Source organism: Nonomuraea sp. AD125B (assembly GCF_041402765.1).
GTDB classification, from domain to species: domain Bacteria; phylum Actinomycetota; class Actinomycetes; order Streptosporangiales; family Streptosporangiaceae; genus Nonomuraea; species Nonomuraea bangladeshensis.
This window is the reverse complement of the sequence record NZ_JBGLOU010000024.1, coordinates 21,123-37,607: the sequence shown is the minus strand read 5'-3', so window position 1 is coordinate 37,607 and position 16,485 is coordinate 21,123. Positions and strand designations below refer to the sequence as shown.

The following is a 16,485-nucleotide window of genomic DNA, read 5'->3' as shown; positions in this document are numbered from 1 at the left end:
CCGGGGACGCGCGGTCCCCGGGGGCAGGGCCCTTACTGGAGCTGGTCCTCGGTGTAGTAGTTGCCGCCGACGATGATCTCCTTGTAGTTGGACTTGTCGACGATCACCGGGTCGAGCAGGTACGACGGGACGACCTTGTTGCCGTTGTCGTAGTCCTTGGTGTTGTTGACCTCGGGCTGGCCGCCCTTCAGCACGGCGTCGGCCATCTTCACCGTCTGCTCGGCGAGCTTGCGGGTGTCCTTGAAGATCGTGGAGTACTGCTCCTCGGCGATGATGGACTTGACCGAGGCGAGCTCGGCGTCCTGGCCGGTCACGATCGGGTAGGGCTGGCCGCTGGTGCCGTAGCCGGAGCTCTTGAGCGCCGACAGGATGCCGATGGACAGACCGTCGTACGGCGAGAGCACGCCGTCGACCTTGGCGCTGCCGTAGGTGCTGGTGAGGATGTCCTCCATGCGCTTCTGGGCCGTCGCCGGGTCCCAGCGCAGGATGGCGGCCTGCTTGAAGTCGGTCTGCTTGCTCTTGACGACGATGGTGCCGTCGTCGATCTTCGGCTGGAGCACCGACATGGCGCCGTTCCAGAAGAACGTGGCGTTGTTGTCGTCGGGGGAGCCGCCGAACAGCTCGACGTTGAACGGGCCCTTCTTGCCGTCCTCGACGCCGAGGCCCTTGAGCAGAGAGGTGGCCTGCTGCACGCCGACCTTGAAGTTGTCGAAGGTGGCGTAGTAGTCCACGTTGGGGCTGTTGCGGATCAGCCGGTCGTAGGCGATGACCGGGATCTTGTTGTCAGCGGCCTGCTGGAGCTGCGAGGTGATCGCGGTGCCGTCGATCGAGGCGATGATCAGGAGCTTGGCGCCCTTGGTGATCTGGTTCTCGATCTGGTTGGCCTGGGTGGGGATGTCGTTCTCCGCGTACTGGAGGTCGACCTTGTAGCCCAGCTTCTCCAGCGCCGACTTGACGTTGTCGCCGTCGTGGATCCAGCGCTCCGACGACTTGGTCGGCATCGTCACGCCGATCAGCGCCCCGGCGCCGCCGGCGGCGGAGGACGCGGAGGCCTCGGCGTCGACCGTCTTCTGGCTGGAGCCACAGGCCGTCATGGTCGCGGCGAGAGCGATGGCAGAGACCACGCCCCCGATCCGTCCCAACCTCATGTCATCTCCTTGCGATGGGGGTCGCGGCAGCGCTGGACGCGGCGGCCGCCGGTGTAGAAGATCAGTTCGTCGCGTGAGAACGTGACGAAGCAGAACAAACTTCGCGTTCGTTTCCGCCGATTGTTATCGCTAACAAAGACTATGTCAACGCTCGGGCATCACCTGCCGGAAACATTCAGGTAACACCCAAGCGCGCGTTCTCCCAGTTCAGCGCCTGGACCGCCCGGAGAACGGGCGTTGCAGGAGGATGAACACGAAGAGCAACAGTCCGATAAAGATCTTGGTCCACCAGGAGTTCAGGGTGCCCTCGAAACTGATGATCGTCTGGATCAGCCCGAGCACCAGCACCCCGAGCACGGTGCCGAGCAGGAACCCGGTGCCGCCGGTGAGCAGCGTGCCGCCGATCACCACGGCCGCGATCGCGTCGAGCTCCATGCCCACCGCGTGCAGGCCGTAGCCCGAGAGCATGTAGAACGACAGCAGCACGCCGCCGAGCGCCGAGCAGAACCCGCTGATCGTGTACACCGTGATCTTCGTACGGGCCACCGGCAGCCCCATGAGCAGCGCCGACTGCTCGTTGCCGCCCGTCGCGTAGACCGACCGGCCGAAGCGCGTGTAGTGCAGCACGTACGCCGCCACCGCCACCACGACCAGCGCGATGACCACGCTCGGCGAGATCCACAGATCGGCGAACAGGTCGATCCTGGTCTGCGCGAACGCCGTGAACGTGGCGTCCCTGATCGGGATGGAGTCGGTCCCGATCGTGTAGCAGAGCCCGCGGGCCAGGAACATGCCCGCCAGCGTCACGATGAACGGCTGGATGTCGAAGGACTGGATGATCCAGCCCATCACCAGCCCGAGCCCCGACCCGATGAGCAGCACCAGCGGCACCACCACGTACGGCGGCCACCCCGGCCCCTCCATCAGGCTCGCCGCGATCATCGTCGACAGCGCCACCACCGAGCCCACCGACAGGTCGATGCCGCCGGTCAGGATCACGAACGTCATCCCCACCGCCACGACCAGCAGGAAGGCGTTGTCGATGAAGACGTTGAGCACGACCTGCCCGCTGGCGAACCCCTCGTAGCGGATCCCGCCCGCCACGAACATCGCCACGAACAGGCACCCGGTCACCAGGACCGGCAGGTACTTCACCGGGACGGAGGCCCGCCCGAACGTCAGCGCGGTCACGCCGTGCCTCCTCGGCCTGCCAAGACTCTCTCCTCCGGGGTCGGTTCCGCGGGCGCCGCCCGGCCGCGGCGGCGGAACGCCTTGGCGCGGAAGGACGGGGACTGGATGAGGCAGACGGCCGTCACGACCAGCGCCTTGAACAGCAGCGTGGTCTCCGGCGGCACGCCGATCGAGTAGATCGTCGTGGTCAGCGTCTGGATGATCAGCGCGCCCAGCACCGTGCCGGACAGCGAGAACCGGCCGCCCGCCAGCGAGGTCCCGCCGATCACCACGGCGAGGATCGCGTCGAGCTCGATCCACAGGCCGGCGTTGTTGCCGTCGGCGCTGGAGACGTTCGAGCTGATCATCAGCCCGGCCACGCCCGCGCACAGAGCCGCGAAGGCGTAGACCATGATGACGATCCCGCGCGAGCGGATGCCGGCCAGCCGGCTGGCCTCGGCGTTCCCGCCCACCGCCTCGATGAGCATGCCGAGCGCGAGCCGCCGGGTCAGGAACGCGGTGATCGCCAGCACGGCGATCACCACGAGGATGCCGAACGGCACGGTCAGCCAGTAGCCGCCGCCGATCACCTTGTACGCCGGGTCGTTGATCGTGATGATCTGCCCGTCGGTGATGAGCTGCGCGAGGCCCCGCCCGGCCACCATGAGGATCAGCGTGGCGATGATCGGCTGGATGCCGACCGCGGCCACCAGGAACCCGTTCCAGGCCCCCAGCACCAGGCACAGCCCGAGCGCCGCGGCCACGGCCGTGGTCACCCCGGCGTCCTCGCTGATCTGGAGGCAGGCGAGCGCGCCGGAGATCGCCACCACCGAGCCCACCGACAGGTCGATGCCGCCGGTGGCGATGACCAGGGTCATGCCGATCGAGACCAGGATCAGCGGCGCGCCGAAGCGCAGGATGTCGATCAGGCTGCCGTACAGGTGACCGTCCCTGACCTGGACGGAGAAGAAGCTCGGCGTGTAGAAGATGTTGAGCGCCAGCAGCAGCACGAGGACCACCGCAGGCCACAGCAGGCGTCTCATGACACTCGCCCTCCGCTGGCGATCGTCTCCAGCAGCACGTCGGTGGTCAAGGTCTCGTCGTTGGGCAGCTCGGCCACCAGGCGGCGGTCGCGCAGCACCTCGACCTTGTGGCTGAGCCGCAGCACCTCCTCCAGCTCGGCGGAGATGAACAGCACCGCCATGCCGCCGTCCGACAGCTCGGCCACCAGCCGCTGGATCTCGGTCTTGGCCCCGACGTCGATGCCGCGGGTGGGCTCGTCGAGGATGAGCAGCCGGGGTTCGAGGATGAGCCAGCGGGCCAGCACCACCTTCTGCTGGTTGCCGCCGCTCAGGTTGCGCACCGGGATCTCGGGGTTGGGCGGGCTGATGCGCAGCGCCTTGACGTACTTGCCGACCAGGTCGTCCTGCGTCTCACGGGGCACGGGACGGGTCCAGCCGCGGGTGGCCTGGAGCGCCAGCACGATGTTCTCGCGGACGGTGAGGTCCGGGACGAGCCCGTCCTCCTTGCGGTTCTCCGAGCAGAACGCGATGCGGTGCGTCATGGCCGCGCGCGGCGTGCGCAGCGACGTGGTCGCGCCGCCGATCGCGAGCTCGCCGGAGCCCGCGTGGTCGGCCCCGAACAGCAGCCGGGCGACCTCGGTGCGGCCCGAGCCGAGCAGCCCGGCGAGGCCGACGACCTCGCCCTCGTGGATGGTCAGGCTGAACGGCTCGATCGCCCCGGGCCGGCCGAGCCCGCGCGCCTCGACCAGGGGGCGGTCGAAGGTCTTGGCCTCGCCGTGCAGGCGTTCCAGCGCGGCCAGTTCCTGGCCGATCATCTTGGACACGAGCTGGACCTGGCTGAGCTCGCTGGTCGGGTACTCGCCGACCAGCCGGCCGTTGCGCAGGATCGTCATGCGGTCGGAGATCTCGTAGATCTGGTCGAGGAAGTGGGAGACGAAGAGGATCGCGATCCCCTCCTCCTTGAGCCGCCGCATCACCCGGAAGAGCTGCTGGACCTCGTCGGCGTCGAGGCTGGAGGTCGGCTCGTCGAGGATGAGCACGCGGGCGTCGATGTCCACGGCCCGCGCGATGGCCACCATCTGCTGGACGGCCAGCGAGTAGACCGACAGCGGCGCCGAGACGTCGAGCCGGACGTCGAGCCGGGCGAGCAGCTCGGCGGCGCGGGCGCGCATGCGCTTCCAGTGGATGCGCCCCCGGCGGCGCGGCTCGCGGCCGAGCAGGATGTTCTCGGCCACCGAGAGGTTGGGGCAGAGGTTGACCTCCTGGTAGACCGTGCTGATGCCGGCCTGCTGCGCCTCCAGCGGGCTGCCGAAGGTGACGGTCCGGCCGGCCAGCACGATGGTGCCCGCGTCGGCGGGGTGCACGCCCGTGAGCACCTTGATGAGAGTGGACTTGCCCGCGCCGTTCTCGCCCATGAGCGCGTGCACCTCGCCGGGGAGCAGCCGCAGGTCCACGTCGTCGAGGGCCTTCACCCCCGGGAACTGTTTGCCGATCCCGCTCATCGTCAGGACCGGCGCGGGTACTGCCATGGAGCCTCCAGATGAAGACCGGGCCGGCGGGCTCGCCGGCCCGGCGTCCTTGCGATCAGTACTGGCGGGAGGGCAGGGCCTGCTTGGCCTGCTCCTGGGTGAACGTGGTCTCCTCGGTCACCACGCGGGCCGGCACCTGCTCGCCCTTGACGACCTTCTTGGCCAGGTCCATGAGCTGCGGGCCGAGCAGCGGGGAGCACTCGACGATGAAGTTGATCTTGCCGTCGGCGAGCGCCTGCATGCCGTCCTTGACCGCGTCGACCGTGATGATCTTGATGTCCTTGCCCGGGACCTTGCCCGCGCCCTCGATGGCCTCGATGGCGCCGAGACCCATGTCGTCATTGTGGGCGTAGAGCACGTCGATGTCGGGGTTGGACTTCAGGAAGGCCTCCATGACCTCCTTGCCCTTGGCGCGGGTGAAGTCGCCGGTCTGCGAGGCGATGATCTTGAACTTGGGCTCGGCGCCGATGACCTCCTGGAAGCCGGCCTTGCGGTCGTTGGCCGGGGCCGAGCCGGTGGTGCCCTGGAGCTCGACGATGTTCACGGTGTCCTGGCTGTCCTTGTACTGCTCCACCAGCCACTGGCCGGCCTTCTTGCCCTCCTCCACGAAGTCCGAGCCGAGGAAGGTCTTGTAGAGGGAGGTGTCCTTGGAGTCCACGGCGCGGTCGGTCAGGATGACCGGGATCTTGGCGTTCTTGGCCTCGTTGAGCACCGGGTCCCAGCCGGACTCCACCACCGGCGAGAAGGCGATGACGTCCACCTTCTGCTGGATGTAGGAGCGGATGGCCTTGATCTGGTTCTCCTGCTTCTGCTGGGCGTCGGAGAACTTCAGCGTGATGCCCGCGCTCTTCGCCGACTCCTGGACGGACTTGGTGTTCGCGGTCCGCCAGCCGCTCTCCGCGCCGACCTGGGCGAAGCCCATGGTGATCGTGTCGTCGCCGCCACCGCTGGTGCCGGCGCTGGTGGTGCCGTCGCCGCTGCCGCAGGACGCCACCGACAGCGCGGTGAGCCCGGCGAGGACCAGGGCCGAGATCCTCTTGAACACTGGGGGGTTCCCTTCTGATGTGAACGCTAACACCCCTGCTGGGGCCAGGGACCGCCGTCATCGCGCACGGCCGCTAGCGACCTTCCGGGGGCTGGGCCGTACTGGCCCTGCGGACGAACGCCGGCGGCACCACAAGGCGCTCCCGCTCCTGGAGGCCGTCCTCCAGTCGCCGCACGAGCACCTCGATGCTGTGCCTGCCGACCGCGTCGAAATCCTGTCTGATGGTCGTGAGCGGCGGCGAGAAGTACGCCGACTCGGGGATGTCGTCGAAGCCGACGACACTCACCTGGCCGGGCACGCTCACCCCCTGCTCGGTGAACGCCCGCAGCACTCCGAGCGCCATCTGGTCGTTGGCGACGAAGACCGCGGTCACGTCCGTCATGCGCGCCAGGCTGCGGCCCGCCTCGTATCCCGAGCGCGGGCTCCAGTCCCCGGCGAGCGGTTGCGGGGCCTCGCGGCCCGCCTGCTCCAGCGCGGCCCGCCACCCGGCCACGCGTCCTTCGGCCTCCAGCCAGTCCGACGGTCCGCTGACGTGCCAGACCGTCTCGTGTCCCAGGGAGAGCAGATGCTCGGTGGCGAGCCTGCCCCCCGCGACCTGGTCCACGCTGACCACCGACACCTCCCCCGCCTGGCCGCCCTCGACGGCGACGGTGGGGATGGCGAGCGGCAGGTCGGCGAGGGCCCGGGCGGCCGAGCGCTGCGGCGCGACCACCACGACCCCGTCCACGCCCTGGTCGGCCAGGTAGTCGAGGGCGTCACGGACGCCTCCGGAATCGATGGACTTGAGGCTGACGATGCTGACGAAGTAGCCGGCCGACCTGGCCGCCTGCTCGATGCCGTACACCGTGCTGGCCGGGCCGTACAGCGTGGTGTCGAAGCTGACCACGCCGAGCGTCCGCGACCGCTTGGTCACCAGGGCGCGGGCGACGAGGTTACGGCGGTAGCCGAGCTTGTCGATCGCCTGGAGCACCCTGGCGCGGGTCTCGCTGCGCACGTTCGGGTGATCGTTCAGCACGCGGGACACGGTCTGGTGCGACACGCCGGCCTCCCTGGCCACATCGGCCATGACCGGTAAGCGACGCCCCAGGCGGGATCCCACTGCCATGCTCCTTCCCTGGCTTGGCCCCGACTGTGAACGTTAACAACCGGTCTCGTCAAGAGGTCGCCGGATTACGGTCGGGTTACGCAAACTCGCTCTTGACGTGCTGGGCGGCCGGTCTTTACGGTGGCGCGGATCGCCGATGTTAACGCTCACTCATTGTTAGCGCTAACACGATCTTGAGGAGCCCCCCGACTCATGATGCGCATCGCCCTGTCGGCCCTGCTGGTGGCCGCCCTGCTGGCCGCGCCGCCTCCCGCGGCGGCGGCGCTCGCGGACCCCGTCCCCGAAGGCGCGGTCGTCGACCCGTTCGACGGCGACGCCCTCGGACAGGACTGGACCGTCCTGTCCCCCGACGAGTCCCGCTGGAGCCTGTCCGGCGGGGCGCTGCACCTGGACACCCTGACCGGTGACACCCACCAGGGCACCAACAACGCGCGCAACCTCTTCCTCGTCGACGTCCCCGACGGCGACTTCGAGGTGGTGACCAGCCTGAGCGCGCCCGTCGCCCTCGACTACCAGAGCGCGGGCCTGCTGGCCTGGCAGGACTGGGACAACTACGTGCGGGCCGGGCTCGCCCACGTCGGCTTCGCCGGCGGGCCGGTGATCGAGACCGCGACCGAGGTGGGGGCCGCCTTCACCTCGGCGTTCGCGGCCCGGCCGGGATCGACGGCCGAGACGCTGAAGCTGGCGCGCCACGGGGACGAGTTCACCTCCTCGTACTGGGACGGCACGGCCTGGGTGCAGGCGTCCCGCATGACGGCCAGGCTGGAGGTGCGCCAGCTCGGGCTGTTCGGGCTCTCGGCGCAGAACGGCGCCTCGATGCGGGTCGACTTCGACTACATCGCGATCAAGGCAGCCGAGGGCCGGCCCGTGGTGCCGGACGGGCCGTTCACGTTGCGGGCGGCGGCGCTGCCGTACCTGGCGGCCGACCGCTCCGGCGCGATCACGGCCGCGGCCCGGCCGCCGCGGACCGGCCTCGCGCTCACCGCCGTCCCGAGCGGGGACGGGGTGCTGCTCAAGGACGTCGCCACCGGCCGCTTCCTGCGGGCCGCCGACCGGGTGAGCCTGGCCGGGACCGGCTCGGTCTTCCTGCTCAAGGACGCGGGCGGCGGCAAGGTCACGCTCACCTCCGGCGACCGCGCCGTTGCCGTGACCGGCGGCCGGCTGGTCATGGGGAGCCAGGCGGCCAAGTTCCGCGTCGAGGGCTACACGACCGGCAAGCTCACCGCGGACACCAGGGCCGCGGGCACGAAGGTCTCCCCCAACCTCTACGGCGTCTTCTACGAGGACATCAACCACGCGGCCGACGGCGGGCTCTACGCCGAGCTGGTGCAGAACCGCTCGTTCGAGTTCAACTCCACCGACGAGCCCTCCTACACCGGGCTGACCGCGTGGAGCAAGGCCGAGCGAGGCGCCACCGCCGCCGTGACGGTCTCCGGCGAGCAGCCGCTCAACCCGAACAACCGCAACTACCTGCGGCTGGAGGTGACCGGCGGCGGCACCGCCGGCGTCGTCAACGCGGGCTTCAACCGGGGCCTGCCGCTCAAGGCCGGCGAGCGCTACGACCTGTCGCTGTGGGCGCGGCGCGACTCGGCCGCCACGCTGACGGTGACCGCCGAGGCCGGCACGGCCGTGCTCGGCAGGGCTTCGGTGCGGGTCAAGGCGGGCGGCTGGGCGAAGTACCGGGCCTCGTTCACCGCCTCGGCGACCACCGACGCCGGCCGGCTGGTGATCCAGGCCCCCGAAGGGCGGACCGACCTCGACATGGTCTCGTTGTTCCCGCGCGAGACGTACAAGGGGCACGGCATGCGGGCCGACCTGGCGAAGCTGATCGCCGACCTGAAGCCGCGCTTCCTGCGCTTCCCCGGCGGCTGCGTGACCAACGTCGGGACCTACGACCCGTACTCACTCAACCAGGACCAGCGGCGGATCTACCAGTGGAAGGAGACGATCGGCCCGGTCGAGGAGCGGCCCGCGAACTTCAACTTCTGGGGCTACAACCAGTCGTACGGCATCGGCTATCACGAGTACTTCCAGTTCGCCGAGGACATCGGGGCCGAGGCGCTGCCGGTGCTGTCGGTGGGCGTCAACGGCTGCGGCGAGAACCGGCCGCTCACCGACGAGACCAAGCTGGCCCGCTGGGTGCAGGACACGCTGGACCTCATCGAGTACGCCAACGGCCCGGTCACCTCCACCTGGGGGAAGAAGCGCGCCGAGATGGGGCATCCGAAGCCGTTCGGGCTGGAGTACATCGGGCTCGGCAACGAGGAGATCTATCCGGAGTTCTTCACGAACTATCCGAAGTTCGCCGACGCCGTCCGGGCGAAGTACCCGAAGATCAAAATCATCAGCAACTCCGGGCAGACCTCCCAGGGGGCCTGGTTCGACCGGATGTGGCAGTTCGCCCGCGACCAGAAGGCCGACCTCGTGGACGAGCACTACTACAACAACCCCGACTGGTTCCTCGCCAACAACCACCGCTACGACACCTATGACCGCAGCGGGCCCAAGGTGTTCGTCGGCGAGTACGCCTCGCGTGGCAACGCCTTCTCCAACGCCCTCGCCGAGGCGTCGTTCCTGACCGGCGTCGAGCGCAACTCCGACGTGATCGAGCTGGCGTCGTACGCGCCGCTGCTGGCCAACGTCGACTACGTGGACTGGACGCCCGACCTCATCTGGTTCGACAACGACCAGGCGTACGGCTCCCCCAGCTACCACGTGCAGCGGCTGTTCTCCCGCCACGTCGGCGACCGGGTGCTGCCGAGCTCCTTCACCGGCGAGGCCAGGCCGGTCGAGGACATCAGGGGCGCTGTCGGGCTCGGCTCCTGGCGCACCCAGGTCCGCTACGACGACGTGAAGGTGACCGCCGCCGACGGGAGCGTCCTGCTCGCGGAGGACTTCTCGGCGGGCGCGCCCGGCTGGACGCCCGGCCCCGGCACCTGGACGGCAGAGGACGGGGCCTACACGCAGAGCGCCCTGGTCGAGGACGCCCGCTCCACCGCCGGGTCGGCCGGCTGGTCGAACTACACGATCGAGGTGACCGCCCGCAAGACCGGCGGCGACGAGGGCTTCCTGGTGATGTTCGGCGTGCGGGACACCGGAAACTTCTACTGGTGGAACGTCGGCGGCTGGAACAACACCCAGACCGCGATCGAGAAGGCCGTCGACGGCGGCAAGTCGGCGCTCGTCACCTCGGCGGACACCGTGCAGACCGGGCGCGACTACCGCCTCAAGGTGCAGGTGGACGGGCGGAGGATCACGACCTGGCTGGACGGGCGCAAGGTGCACGACTTCGTGGACAGCGCCCAGGTCGAGCCGCTGTACCAGGTGGTGTCCAGGGATGGCGACCGGGTCACGCTCAAGGTCGTCAACGCCCAGGACAGCGCGGTCCGCACGGCGGTGGACCTCGGCGGCGCCCGGTTCCGGCCGGCCGCCGTGGTCACCTCGCTCACCGGATCGCCGTCCGACGTCAACACCCTCGCCGAGCCCGAGCGCGTCGCGGCCAAGGAGTGGCGGGAGAACGGCCTGTCCGCCTCCTTCGGCTACGACTTCCCCGCCCACTCGGTGACGTTCATCGAGCTCACGGAGCGATGACCGCGCGGTAGTGGGTGGTGATCCTGCCCTCGTCGTCGAGCACGTGGAAGGCGAGCGACGGGGGCAGGACGTAGTCGAGACAGGTCTCCCACGTGGTGCCGCCCTCCCAGGGCAGCGTCAGGGTGGAGACCACGCCGGGCGCGACGAGGAGCGGCCGGCCGGCGAACGTGGTGGCGGCGGCCGTGTGCGCGTGGCCGACCAGGACGGCCGCCACGTTGGGGTGGCCGACCAGCTCCTCCAGGCGTGGGCTGGGGCGCAGCATGATGTCGTCGAGCAGCGGCGAGTGCAGCGGCACCGGCGGGTGATGGAAGGCCACGAACACCGGGCGGTCGCTGTCCGCCAGCACGCCCTCCAGCCAGTCCAGGGTCTCCTCCTCCAGGTGGCCGGGGTTCTGGCCGGGGATGGAGGAGTCGCACATCGCGTAGATCGCGCGCGGGGTGCGCAGGGCCTGGTTGACCGGGCCGGGGCCGGGGTGAGGGTTCGGGTCGCCGAGCAGGACGCGGCGGAACTCCTCGCGCACGTCGTGGTTGCCGGGCCCGATCAGCACGGGGTGGCGGGAGGTGAGCAGCTTGCGGGCCTGCTCGTACTCGTCGGCGGTGCCGTGGTCGGCGATGTCGCCGGTCACCAGCACGGCGTCGAGGTCGGCGGGGAGCGCGTCGAGGTGACGCATGACGGCCCGCGCGCGGGCGGCGCTCTCGGGGGTGGCGCCGATGTGGATGTCACTCAGGTGCGCGATCACAATCACGCCCCCCACCGTACGCCGGGGACGCCGGCGGAACTCCTGTCAGCCGCCGCCCGTTGAACCGGACGAACAGCGAAGGAGGGGCCTTGGGCTGGCACTACAGGAAATCCATCAAAGTAGGACCGTTCCGGATCAACCTCTCGCGGCACGGCATCAGCCACAGCTACGGCAACCGCCGCTTCCACGTGACCGCGACCCCTGACGGCCGGCGGCACGTGTCGGTGCGCCTGCCCGGCGGCTTCCACGTCGGCAAGACGTTCGGCGGCCGGAAATACCGCGGACATTACTGAATTCGATACAACGCGCTTTTCGTGGGTAGTGGAGTGCCCTCGCGAATTCGATGGAGGAGTTCGAGATGGGCTGGAGCTACCGTAAGTCGATCAAGGTGGGCCCCTTACGGCTGAACCTGTCCCGCGGCGGGGTCGGCCACAGCTGGGGCAACCGGCTGTTCCGGGTGACGCGGAGAGCCGACGGGCGTCGTACGCTGTCGGTCAATCTGCCCGGCGGCTTTCACTGGCGCAAGACCACCAACGGTCGCTGACCGTTCGCCATAGGACGGACCGGAGGGCCCCCCTCCGGTCCGTTCCCATGTCCACGGAGGGGGGAAAGGGTGACCGATCAGGTGATGGAGGTGCTGCGGCGGCTGCGGGCCGGGCGGGAGGCGTTCGCGCCGGGCCCGGCGCTGCCCGTCGTGGACCAGGTCGTGGCGACGGTCCTGTCGCAGGCGACCTCCGACGTCAACTCCGGCCGCGCCTTCGCCCGTCTCAAGGACAGGTTCCCCGTGTGGGAGCAGGTGGCGGACGCGCCGCCGGAGGAGATCGCCGACGCCATCCGCTGCGGCGGCATCGCCGAGCGCAAGGCCCGCCGCATCCAGGAGATCCTGGCCGCGATCGAGGACCGCGAGGGCGCGATCACCCTGGACCGGCTGGACGGGCTCGACGACGAGGCGGCGGAGTCGTACCTGACCTCGCTGCCGGGCGTCGGCCCGAAGACCGCGGCCTGCGTGCTGATGTTCTCCATGGGGCGGGCGGCGTTCCCCGTGGACACGCACGTGCACCGCGTCACCACCCGGCTCGGCTGGATCCCGCCGGGCACCTCCGCCGCGGAGGCGCACCGTCTCCTGCGGCCCATGGTGCCGCCGCAGGTCCGGCACGAGCTGCACATCGCGCTGATCAGGCACGGGCGTACGGTCTGCCAGGCACGCCGGCCCCGGTGCGAGGAGTGCGTGCTGCGCGAGGTGTGCGCGTACGGCAGCGACCCGGCAAATCGAAGAAGTGCGCCACCGGACGCCACCGCAGCCCGGCCGCGTGGCCGCCGGACGGGGTGAAGGGTCGAGCCGCGCAAGCCACATCGGTGGCTCGCCAAGAGGGGTGGAGCTATGGGGATTCGAACCCCAGACCTCCTCCATGCCATGGAGGCGCGCTACCAACTGCGCTATAGCCCCTTGCGATCACCAAGTGTATAGGACTTCCGGAGCGCCCGCGCCCCGGAAGCTCTAGCCGCAGGTGGTGTGCATGGTCAGGGTGGCCTCGTCGAGGGTGAGCGAGACCTGGACCCGGCCCAGCTCGCCGGTGCGGGCGACGTGGGTGCCGCCGCACGGGATGGCCGCCTCGCCCTCGGGCAGCTCGCAGCGCCAGGTGCGGCGGGCGGTCAGCTCGGGGCCCGGGACGTCGATCCGGACGGGGGCGTCGGCGGCGACCCAGGTCTTGAGCCGGTCGTTCACCTCGCCGGCGACCGCGTCGACGTCGAGCCCCTCGGCGGAGAAGCCCTTCTTCCGCAGCGACTTGCCGAGGCGGTAGACGTCGATGCTGCCGCCCTCGACGATGCGCGACGAGATGATCGCGGTCTGGTCGAAGTCGGGGTGGCCGAGCCGGTCGAGCCTCGCCTCCTTGCGCCAGTGGCCGGCGAGGGCCGCGTTGAGCGCGAGCGCGGCGAGGTGGCAGGCGGTGTGGCCGGCCGAGAGCGCCGCGCGGTGGGCGGCGTCCACCTCCAGCTCGACCTCGGTCCCCACGGGCGGCGGCGCCTCGCCGGTCACGTGGACGACGAGCCACCGCCAGCCCTCGTCCCCGCGCCGCACCGGGATGTCCGCCCCCAGGAAGGTCTCGCCGGTCGCCGACTGGGCCCCTGTCACGCAGTCGATGACCGGCGTCCCGCCGACCGTCCCGCGGTCGGCGGGCTGGTCGGGCCAGGTGTGGTCGAGGGGGTGGAAGGGCGTCTCGGCGACGACGAGGCCGTGCCGGTCCCCCACCGGCACGACCCCGACGAGCTCGGAGCGGCCCGAGGTCCGGCCGCTGGGGAAGGTGACGAGAGTCGAGTTCACCCGTCCATCATCCCAGCGCCCGCTCGTCCTCCAGGTGCCGCTCGCGGCCGGCGTACAGGCCGGCGACGAGCTGGACGGCCAGCACCACGAAGATCAGCGTGTACGGCAGCGCCCAGCCCCCCGACGCCTCCCGCAGCACGCCGACCAGCAGCGGCCCGCCGCCCGCTATGAGATAGCCGGCGCTCTGGCCGAAGGCCGACAGCGCGGCGGTCACCTCCGGCGTACGGGTGCGCAGCCCCAGCATCACCAGCGCCAGCGGGAACGACCCCATGCCGACGGCGATCAGCGTCACCCAGAGCGGCGCCCACGAGGCCGGCCCCGCCCAGAGACCCCCGAAACCGACCGCGTAGAAGGCGACGAGCCCGACCACCATCGGCCGCTGGTCGCGGAACCGCGCGGCGATCATGGGCACGACGACCGACACCGGGATGTTCAGCGCGGTGAACACGCCGAGGAGCACTCCGGCCTCGGAGGTGCTGTAGCCGCCGTCGGTGAGGATGGTGGCGAGCCAGCCGAACATGATGTACGCGATCATCGACTGGGTGCCGAAGTAGATCGCGATCATCCAGGCCAGCCGGCTGCCCAGCAGCCGCCGGATCCCCGCGTCCCGGCCTCCCGTGTCCCGCTCCGGCTCACTGCGCAACAGCGCAAGCCACGGAATGGCGGCCACGGCGGCCAGGGCGGCCCACACGCCGAGCGCGACGTGCCAGTTCCCCGACGCGCGCTCGATCGGCACGGTCGCGGCGGCGGCCAGCATCGTGCCCGCCGCCAGGGCCGTGGTGTAGACGGTGGTCATGATCCCGGTGCGCGCCGGGAAGTGCCGCTTGATCAGCGTCGGGATCAGCACGTTGCCCACGGCGCCGCCGGACAGCGCGACCGCGCTGCTCAGCAGGAACACGGGGGCCGAGCCGACCAGCGACCTGACCAGCATTCCCACGCCCAGCGTGACCAGGGCCAGCAGGAGCAGCCGGTGCTCGCCGACCCGCCGGGCGAGCGTCGGGGTGACGGCGCCGACGCCGGCGAAGGCCAGAACCGGGAGGGTGGTGAGCAGGCCGGTGCCGACGCTCGTCATGCCGAGCGCGCCCGCGAGCTGGTCGAGGAGCGGGCCGACGCTGGTGACGGCGGTCCGCAGGTTGAGTGCGGCGAGGACGATTCCCAGCACGAGGAGCCAGGCGAGGGGGGTGGTCGTCCTGCCTCTGGGCTCTGACGCCAGAACGCTCATGCTGGACAAGTCCTCCATTCATCAAGTCATGGGACGAATCACCACCTTAACAGGACCGAAATGTGCGTTTATTCCGCCCCACGTGCCGGTCCCCGGACACACGACAGCGGCCGCCACTTGGGCGGCCGCTGTTCGGGTCGAGGGTGTCCTGCAGGACCGGTCGAGGAGTCCTACAGGACCGGCCGGGGCCCCTGCGGGGGCTCGTCACGCGGAGGGAAGGCGCCGGGAGCCGGCAGGGTCGTGTCGCCGCCCGGCATGGACGGGTCGGTGCCGCCGATCGTGCCGGGCGGCACCTGCTGCGCGCCGCCGTACGTGGAGCCGTGCTCGTGCGTGCGCGGGGCGGCGCCGTCGTGCTGGTGCGGGCCGGGCACGTCGCCGCGCCAGCCGCCCGTCTCCGCGCCGCGCGACTCGATGAACTGCTTGAACCGCTTGAGGTCGCCGTTGACGCGCAGGCGGACCAGCTGCAGCCAGTCGCCGGCGGTCTCGACGAAGCCCTCGGGGTCGTACTCCATCTGGAGCGTGACGCGCGTGCGGCCGTCGTCGATGCGGTGGAAGGTGACGACGCCCGCCTGGTTCGGCTTGTCGACGCTGCGCCAGGCGACCCGCTCGTCCGGGTGCTGCTCGGTGATGTCGGCGTCGAACTCGCGCCGGACCCCGGCGATCTCCGCCACCCAATGCGTACGGGTGTCGGTCACCTGTTTGACCGACTCCACGCCTTCCATGAACTCGGGGAAGCTCTCGAACTGCGTCCACTGGTTGTAGGCCACCCGGATGGGGACCTCGACGTCTACGGAATGCTCGATCGTACTCATGGGTTCAGCCACTTCCCGGCCGGGCCCGACGTTAACGCCTCAATGCCGTTGCCTGCGCAGCCAGTAGAGCCCGACGAGCGGGAGCACGAGCGGGATGAAGAGATAGCCCTTGCCGTAGACGGACCACACGGTCTCGTCGGGGAAGGCCGCGGGGTCAAGGACGCTGGCGGTGCCGATGATCAGCACCCCGGCCAGCTCGACCAGGAGCGCGGCCAGCGCGAGCCGCCGCGCGCCGCGCCAGAGCGCGACCGTGAGCAGGATGTAGACGGCCGCCGCGAACGCCGACAGGCTGTAGGCGAGCGGCGCCTCCCCGAACCTGGTGGCGATCTGCACCGCCGCCCGCGCGCCGGCGGCCAGCGAGAACAGCCCGTAGACGGCGATCAGCGCCCGCCCCGGCCCGCTGCTGATGGAGCTCATGCCACGCCCTGCCAGATCTGCCCGAGCCTGGCGTTCATGACCGCGATCGCGAAGCCGGCCACGACCAGGATCGCGGTCCCCCACCGGGACCGTTCGGCCAGCGCCAGGAACACCCCAGCGGGCGGGATGACGACCTCACCGATGAGGTAGCCCCACAGCGTCGCCGGCTCAGGCGTCTCCGCTCCCCCGGCCAGTGCCGCGATCACGAAGCCGACCTGCACCAGCACGGCGACCTCCAGCACGCCGAAGCCGATCAGCAGCACCATGCCCATGGGCCGGTCGCGGATCGCGGTGATCAGGCTCGCCAGCATGAGCAGCAGCGCGACGGTGATGACGATCGCGGAGACAGTGGTGTTCATCGG

16 protein-coding genes and 1 tRNA gene are annotated in these 16,485 nt (G+C 70.3%); 4 read left to right on the top strand and 13 right to left on the bottom strand.

Annotated features, from left to right (window positions below):
- Positions 1 to 32: 32 nt before the first annotated feature.
- The 6 genes from chvE to ACBR40_RS42515 form a co-directional block, all read right to left on the bottom strand.
- Positions 33 to 1,148 carry a multiple monosaccharide ABC transporter substrate-binding protein gene (gene chvE, locus ACBR40_RS42540; protein ID WP_371252412.1) on the bottom strand — a complete coding sequence of 372 codons (1,116 nt, stop codon included), beginning with the start codon at positions 1,146 to 1,148 and terminating at the stop codon, positions 33 to 35.
- 207 nt (positions 1,149 to 1,355) lie between these two features.
- Positions 1,356 to 2,339, bottom strand: a complete 984-nt coding sequence (yjfF, locus tag ACBR40_RS42535) for a galactofuranose ABC transporter, permease protein YjfF (protein WP_371252410.1) — start codon at positions 2,337 to 2,339, stop codon at positions 1,356 to 1,358.
- Entirely contained in the window at positions 2,336 to 3,361 is a 1,026-nt protein-coding gene (locus ACBR40_RS42530) for an ABC transporter permease (RefSeq protein ID WP_371252409.1), read from the bottom strand. The genes yjfF and ACBR40_RS42530 overlap by 4 nt, the downstream gene beginning before the upstream one ends.
- On the bottom strand, positions 3,358 to 4,869 hold the full coding sequence (locus tag ACBR40_RS42525; RefSeq protein ID WP_364463646.1) for a sugar ABC transporter ATP-binding protein: 1,512 nt from the start codon (positions 4,867 to 4,869) through the stop codon (positions 3,358 to 3,360). Before ACBR40_RS42525 ends, ACBR40_RS42530 begins: the two co-directional genes overlap by 4 nt.
- Positions 4,870 to 4,924: 55 nt before the next feature.
- The gene (locus tag ACBR40_RS42520) at positions 4,925 to 5,914 is read right to left on the bottom strand and encodes an ABC transporter substrate-binding protein (protein ID WP_344218710.1); all 990 of its coding nucleotides are present in this window, start codon (positions 5,912 to 5,914) and stop codon (positions 4,925 to 4,927) included.
- A 73-nt stretch (positions 5,915 to 5,987) separates the two neighbouring features.
- A complete protein-coding gene (locus tag ACBR40_RS42515; protein ID WP_371252407.1) occupies positions 5,988 to 7,019 on the bottom strand; it encodes a LacI family DNA-binding transcriptional regulator in 1,032 nt (343 codons plus the stop codon).
- Between the two features lie 192 nt (positions 7,020 to 7,211).
- Here ACBR40_RS42515 and ACBR40_RS42510 point away from each other — a divergent pair, with 192 nt between their 5' ends.
- A complete protein-coding gene (locus ACBR40_RS42510) occupies positions 7,212 to 10,610 on the top strand; it encodes an alpha-L-arabinofuranosidase C-terminal domain-containing protein (protein ID WP_371252406.1) in 3,399 nt (1,132 codons plus the stop codon).
- Here ACBR40_RS42510 and ACBR40_RS42505 read toward each other — a convergent pair.
- Positions 10,597 to 11,355, bottom strand: coding sequence for a metallophosphoesterase (locus ACBR40_RS42505; protein WP_371252405.1), 759 nt, complete (start codon positions 11,353 to 11,355; stop codon positions 10,597 to 10,599). The two genes, ACBR40_RS42510 and ACBR40_RS42505, sit on opposite strands and share 14 nt — an antisense overlap.
- A gap of 83 nt (positions 11,356 to 11,438) precedes the next feature.
- Here ACBR40_RS42505 and ACBR40_RS42500 point away from each other — a divergent pair, with 83 nt between their 5' ends.
- From ACBR40_RS42500 to nth, 3 genes are all read left to right on the top strand, one after another.
- Positions 11,439 to 11,642 carry a DUF4236 domain-containing protein gene (locus tag ACBR40_RS42500; RefSeq protein WP_329592109.1) on the top strand — a complete coding sequence of 68 codons (204 nt, stop codon included), beginning with the start codon at positions 11,439 to 11,441 and terminating at the stop codon, positions 11,640 to 11,642.
- Between the two features lie 50 nt (positions 11,643 to 11,692).
- The gene (locus ACBR40_RS42495; protein ID WP_329592107.1) at positions 11,693 to 11,893 is read left to right on the top strand and encodes a DUF4236 domain-containing protein; all 201 of its coding nucleotides are present in this window, start codon (positions 11,693 to 11,695) and stop codon (positions 11,891 to 11,893) included.
- Between the two features lie 69 nt (positions 11,894 to 11,962).
- The gene (nth, locus tag ACBR40_RS42490; protein ID WP_371252404.1) at positions 11,963 to 12,679 is read left to right on the top strand and encodes an endonuclease III; all 717 of its coding nucleotides are present in this window, start codon (positions 11,963 to 11,965) and stop codon (positions 12,677 to 12,679) included.
- Between the two features lie 44 nt (positions 12,680 to 12,723).
- On the opposite strand, the gene ACBR40_RS42485 is transcribed toward nth, so the two are convergent.
- The 6 genes from ACBR40_RS42485 to ACBR40_RS42460 form a co-directional block, all read right to left on the bottom strand.
- Positions 12,724 to 12,796 (bottom strand) — tRNA-Ala (locus ACBR40_RS42485).
- Between the two features lie 51 nt (positions 12,797 to 12,847).
- Positions 12,848 to 13,672 (bottom strand): metal-dependent hydrolase, encoded by an 825-nt coding sequence (locus ACBR40_RS42480; RefSeq protein WP_371252403.1) that lies wholly within the window; start codon positions 13,670 to 13,672, stop codon positions 12,848 to 12,850.
- 7 nt (positions 13,673 to 13,679) lie between these two features.
- Positions 13,680 to 14,894: an MFS transporter gene (locus ACBR40_RS42475; protein WP_344218699.1), complete on the bottom strand. Its 1,215-nt coding sequence runs from the start codon at positions 14,892 to 14,894 to the stop codon at positions 13,680 to 13,682.
- A gap of 170 nt (positions 14,895 to 15,064) precedes the next feature.
- Entirely contained in the window at positions 15,065 to 15,706 is a 642-nt protein-coding gene (locus tag ACBR40_RS42470; RefSeq protein WP_344218697.1) for an SRPBCC family protein, read from the bottom strand.
- A 39-nt stretch (positions 15,707 to 15,745) separates the two neighbouring features.
- Positions 15,746 to 16,123: a hypothetical protein gene (locus ACBR40_RS42465; protein ID WP_344218695.1), complete on the bottom strand. Its 378-nt coding sequence runs from the start codon at positions 16,121 to 16,123 to the stop codon at positions 15,746 to 15,748.
- On the bottom strand, positions 16,120 to 16,482 hold the full coding sequence (locus ACBR40_RS42460; protein WP_344218693.1) for a hypothetical protein: 363 nt from the start codon (positions 16,480 to 16,482) through the stop codon (positions 16,120 to 16,122). Before ACBR40_RS42460 ends, ACBR40_RS42465 begins: the two co-directional genes overlap by 4 nt.
- Positions 16,483 to 16,485: the final 3 nt, after the last annotated feature.

Excerpts from the sequence above, each read along its gene's own strand:
- ACBR40_RS42460 (WP_344218693.1), bottom strand. The coding sequence starts at position 16,482 with ATGAACACCACTGTCTCCGCGATCGTCATCACCGTCGCGCTGCTGCTC.
- ACBR40_RS42465 (WP_344218695.1), bottom strand. The coding sequence starts at position 16,123 with ATGAGCTCCATCAGCAGCGGGCCGGGGCGGGCGCTGATCGCCGTCTAC.
- ACBR40_RS42525 (WP_364463646.1), bottom strand. The coding sequence starts at position 4,869 with ATGGCAGTACCCGCGCCGGTCCTGACGATGAGCGGGATCGGCAAACAG.
- ACBR40_RS42530 (WP_371252409.1), bottom strand. The coding sequence starts at position 3,361 with ATGAGACGCCTGCTGTGGCCTGCGGTGGTCCTCGTGCTGCTGCTGGCG.
- ACBR40_RS42515 (WP_371252407.1), bottom strand. The coding sequence starts at position 7,019 with ATGGCAGTGGGATCCCGCCTGGGGCGTCGCTTACCGGTCATGGCCGAT.
- ACBR40_RS42475 (WP_344218699.1), bottom strand. The coding sequence starts at position 14,894 with ATGAGCGTTCTGGCGTCAGAGCCCAGAGGCAGGACGACCACCCCCCTC.
- ACBR40_RS42510 (WP_371252406.1), top strand. The coding sequence starts at position 7,212 with ATGATGCGCATCGCCCTGTCGGCCCTGCTGGTGGCCGCCCTGCTGGCC.
- chvE (WP_371252412.1), bottom strand. The coding sequence starts at position 1,148 with ATGAGGTTGGGACGGATCGGGGGCGTGGTCTCTGCCATCGCTCTCGCC.
- ACBR40_RS42470 (WP_344218697.1), bottom strand. The coding sequence starts at position 15,706 with ATGAGTACGATCGAGCATTCCGTAGACGTCGAGGTCCCCATCCGGGTG.
- ACBR40_RS42495 (WP_329592107.1), top strand. The coding sequence starts at position 11,693 with ATGGAGGAGTTCGAGATGGGCTGGAGCTACCGTAAGTCGATCAAGGTG.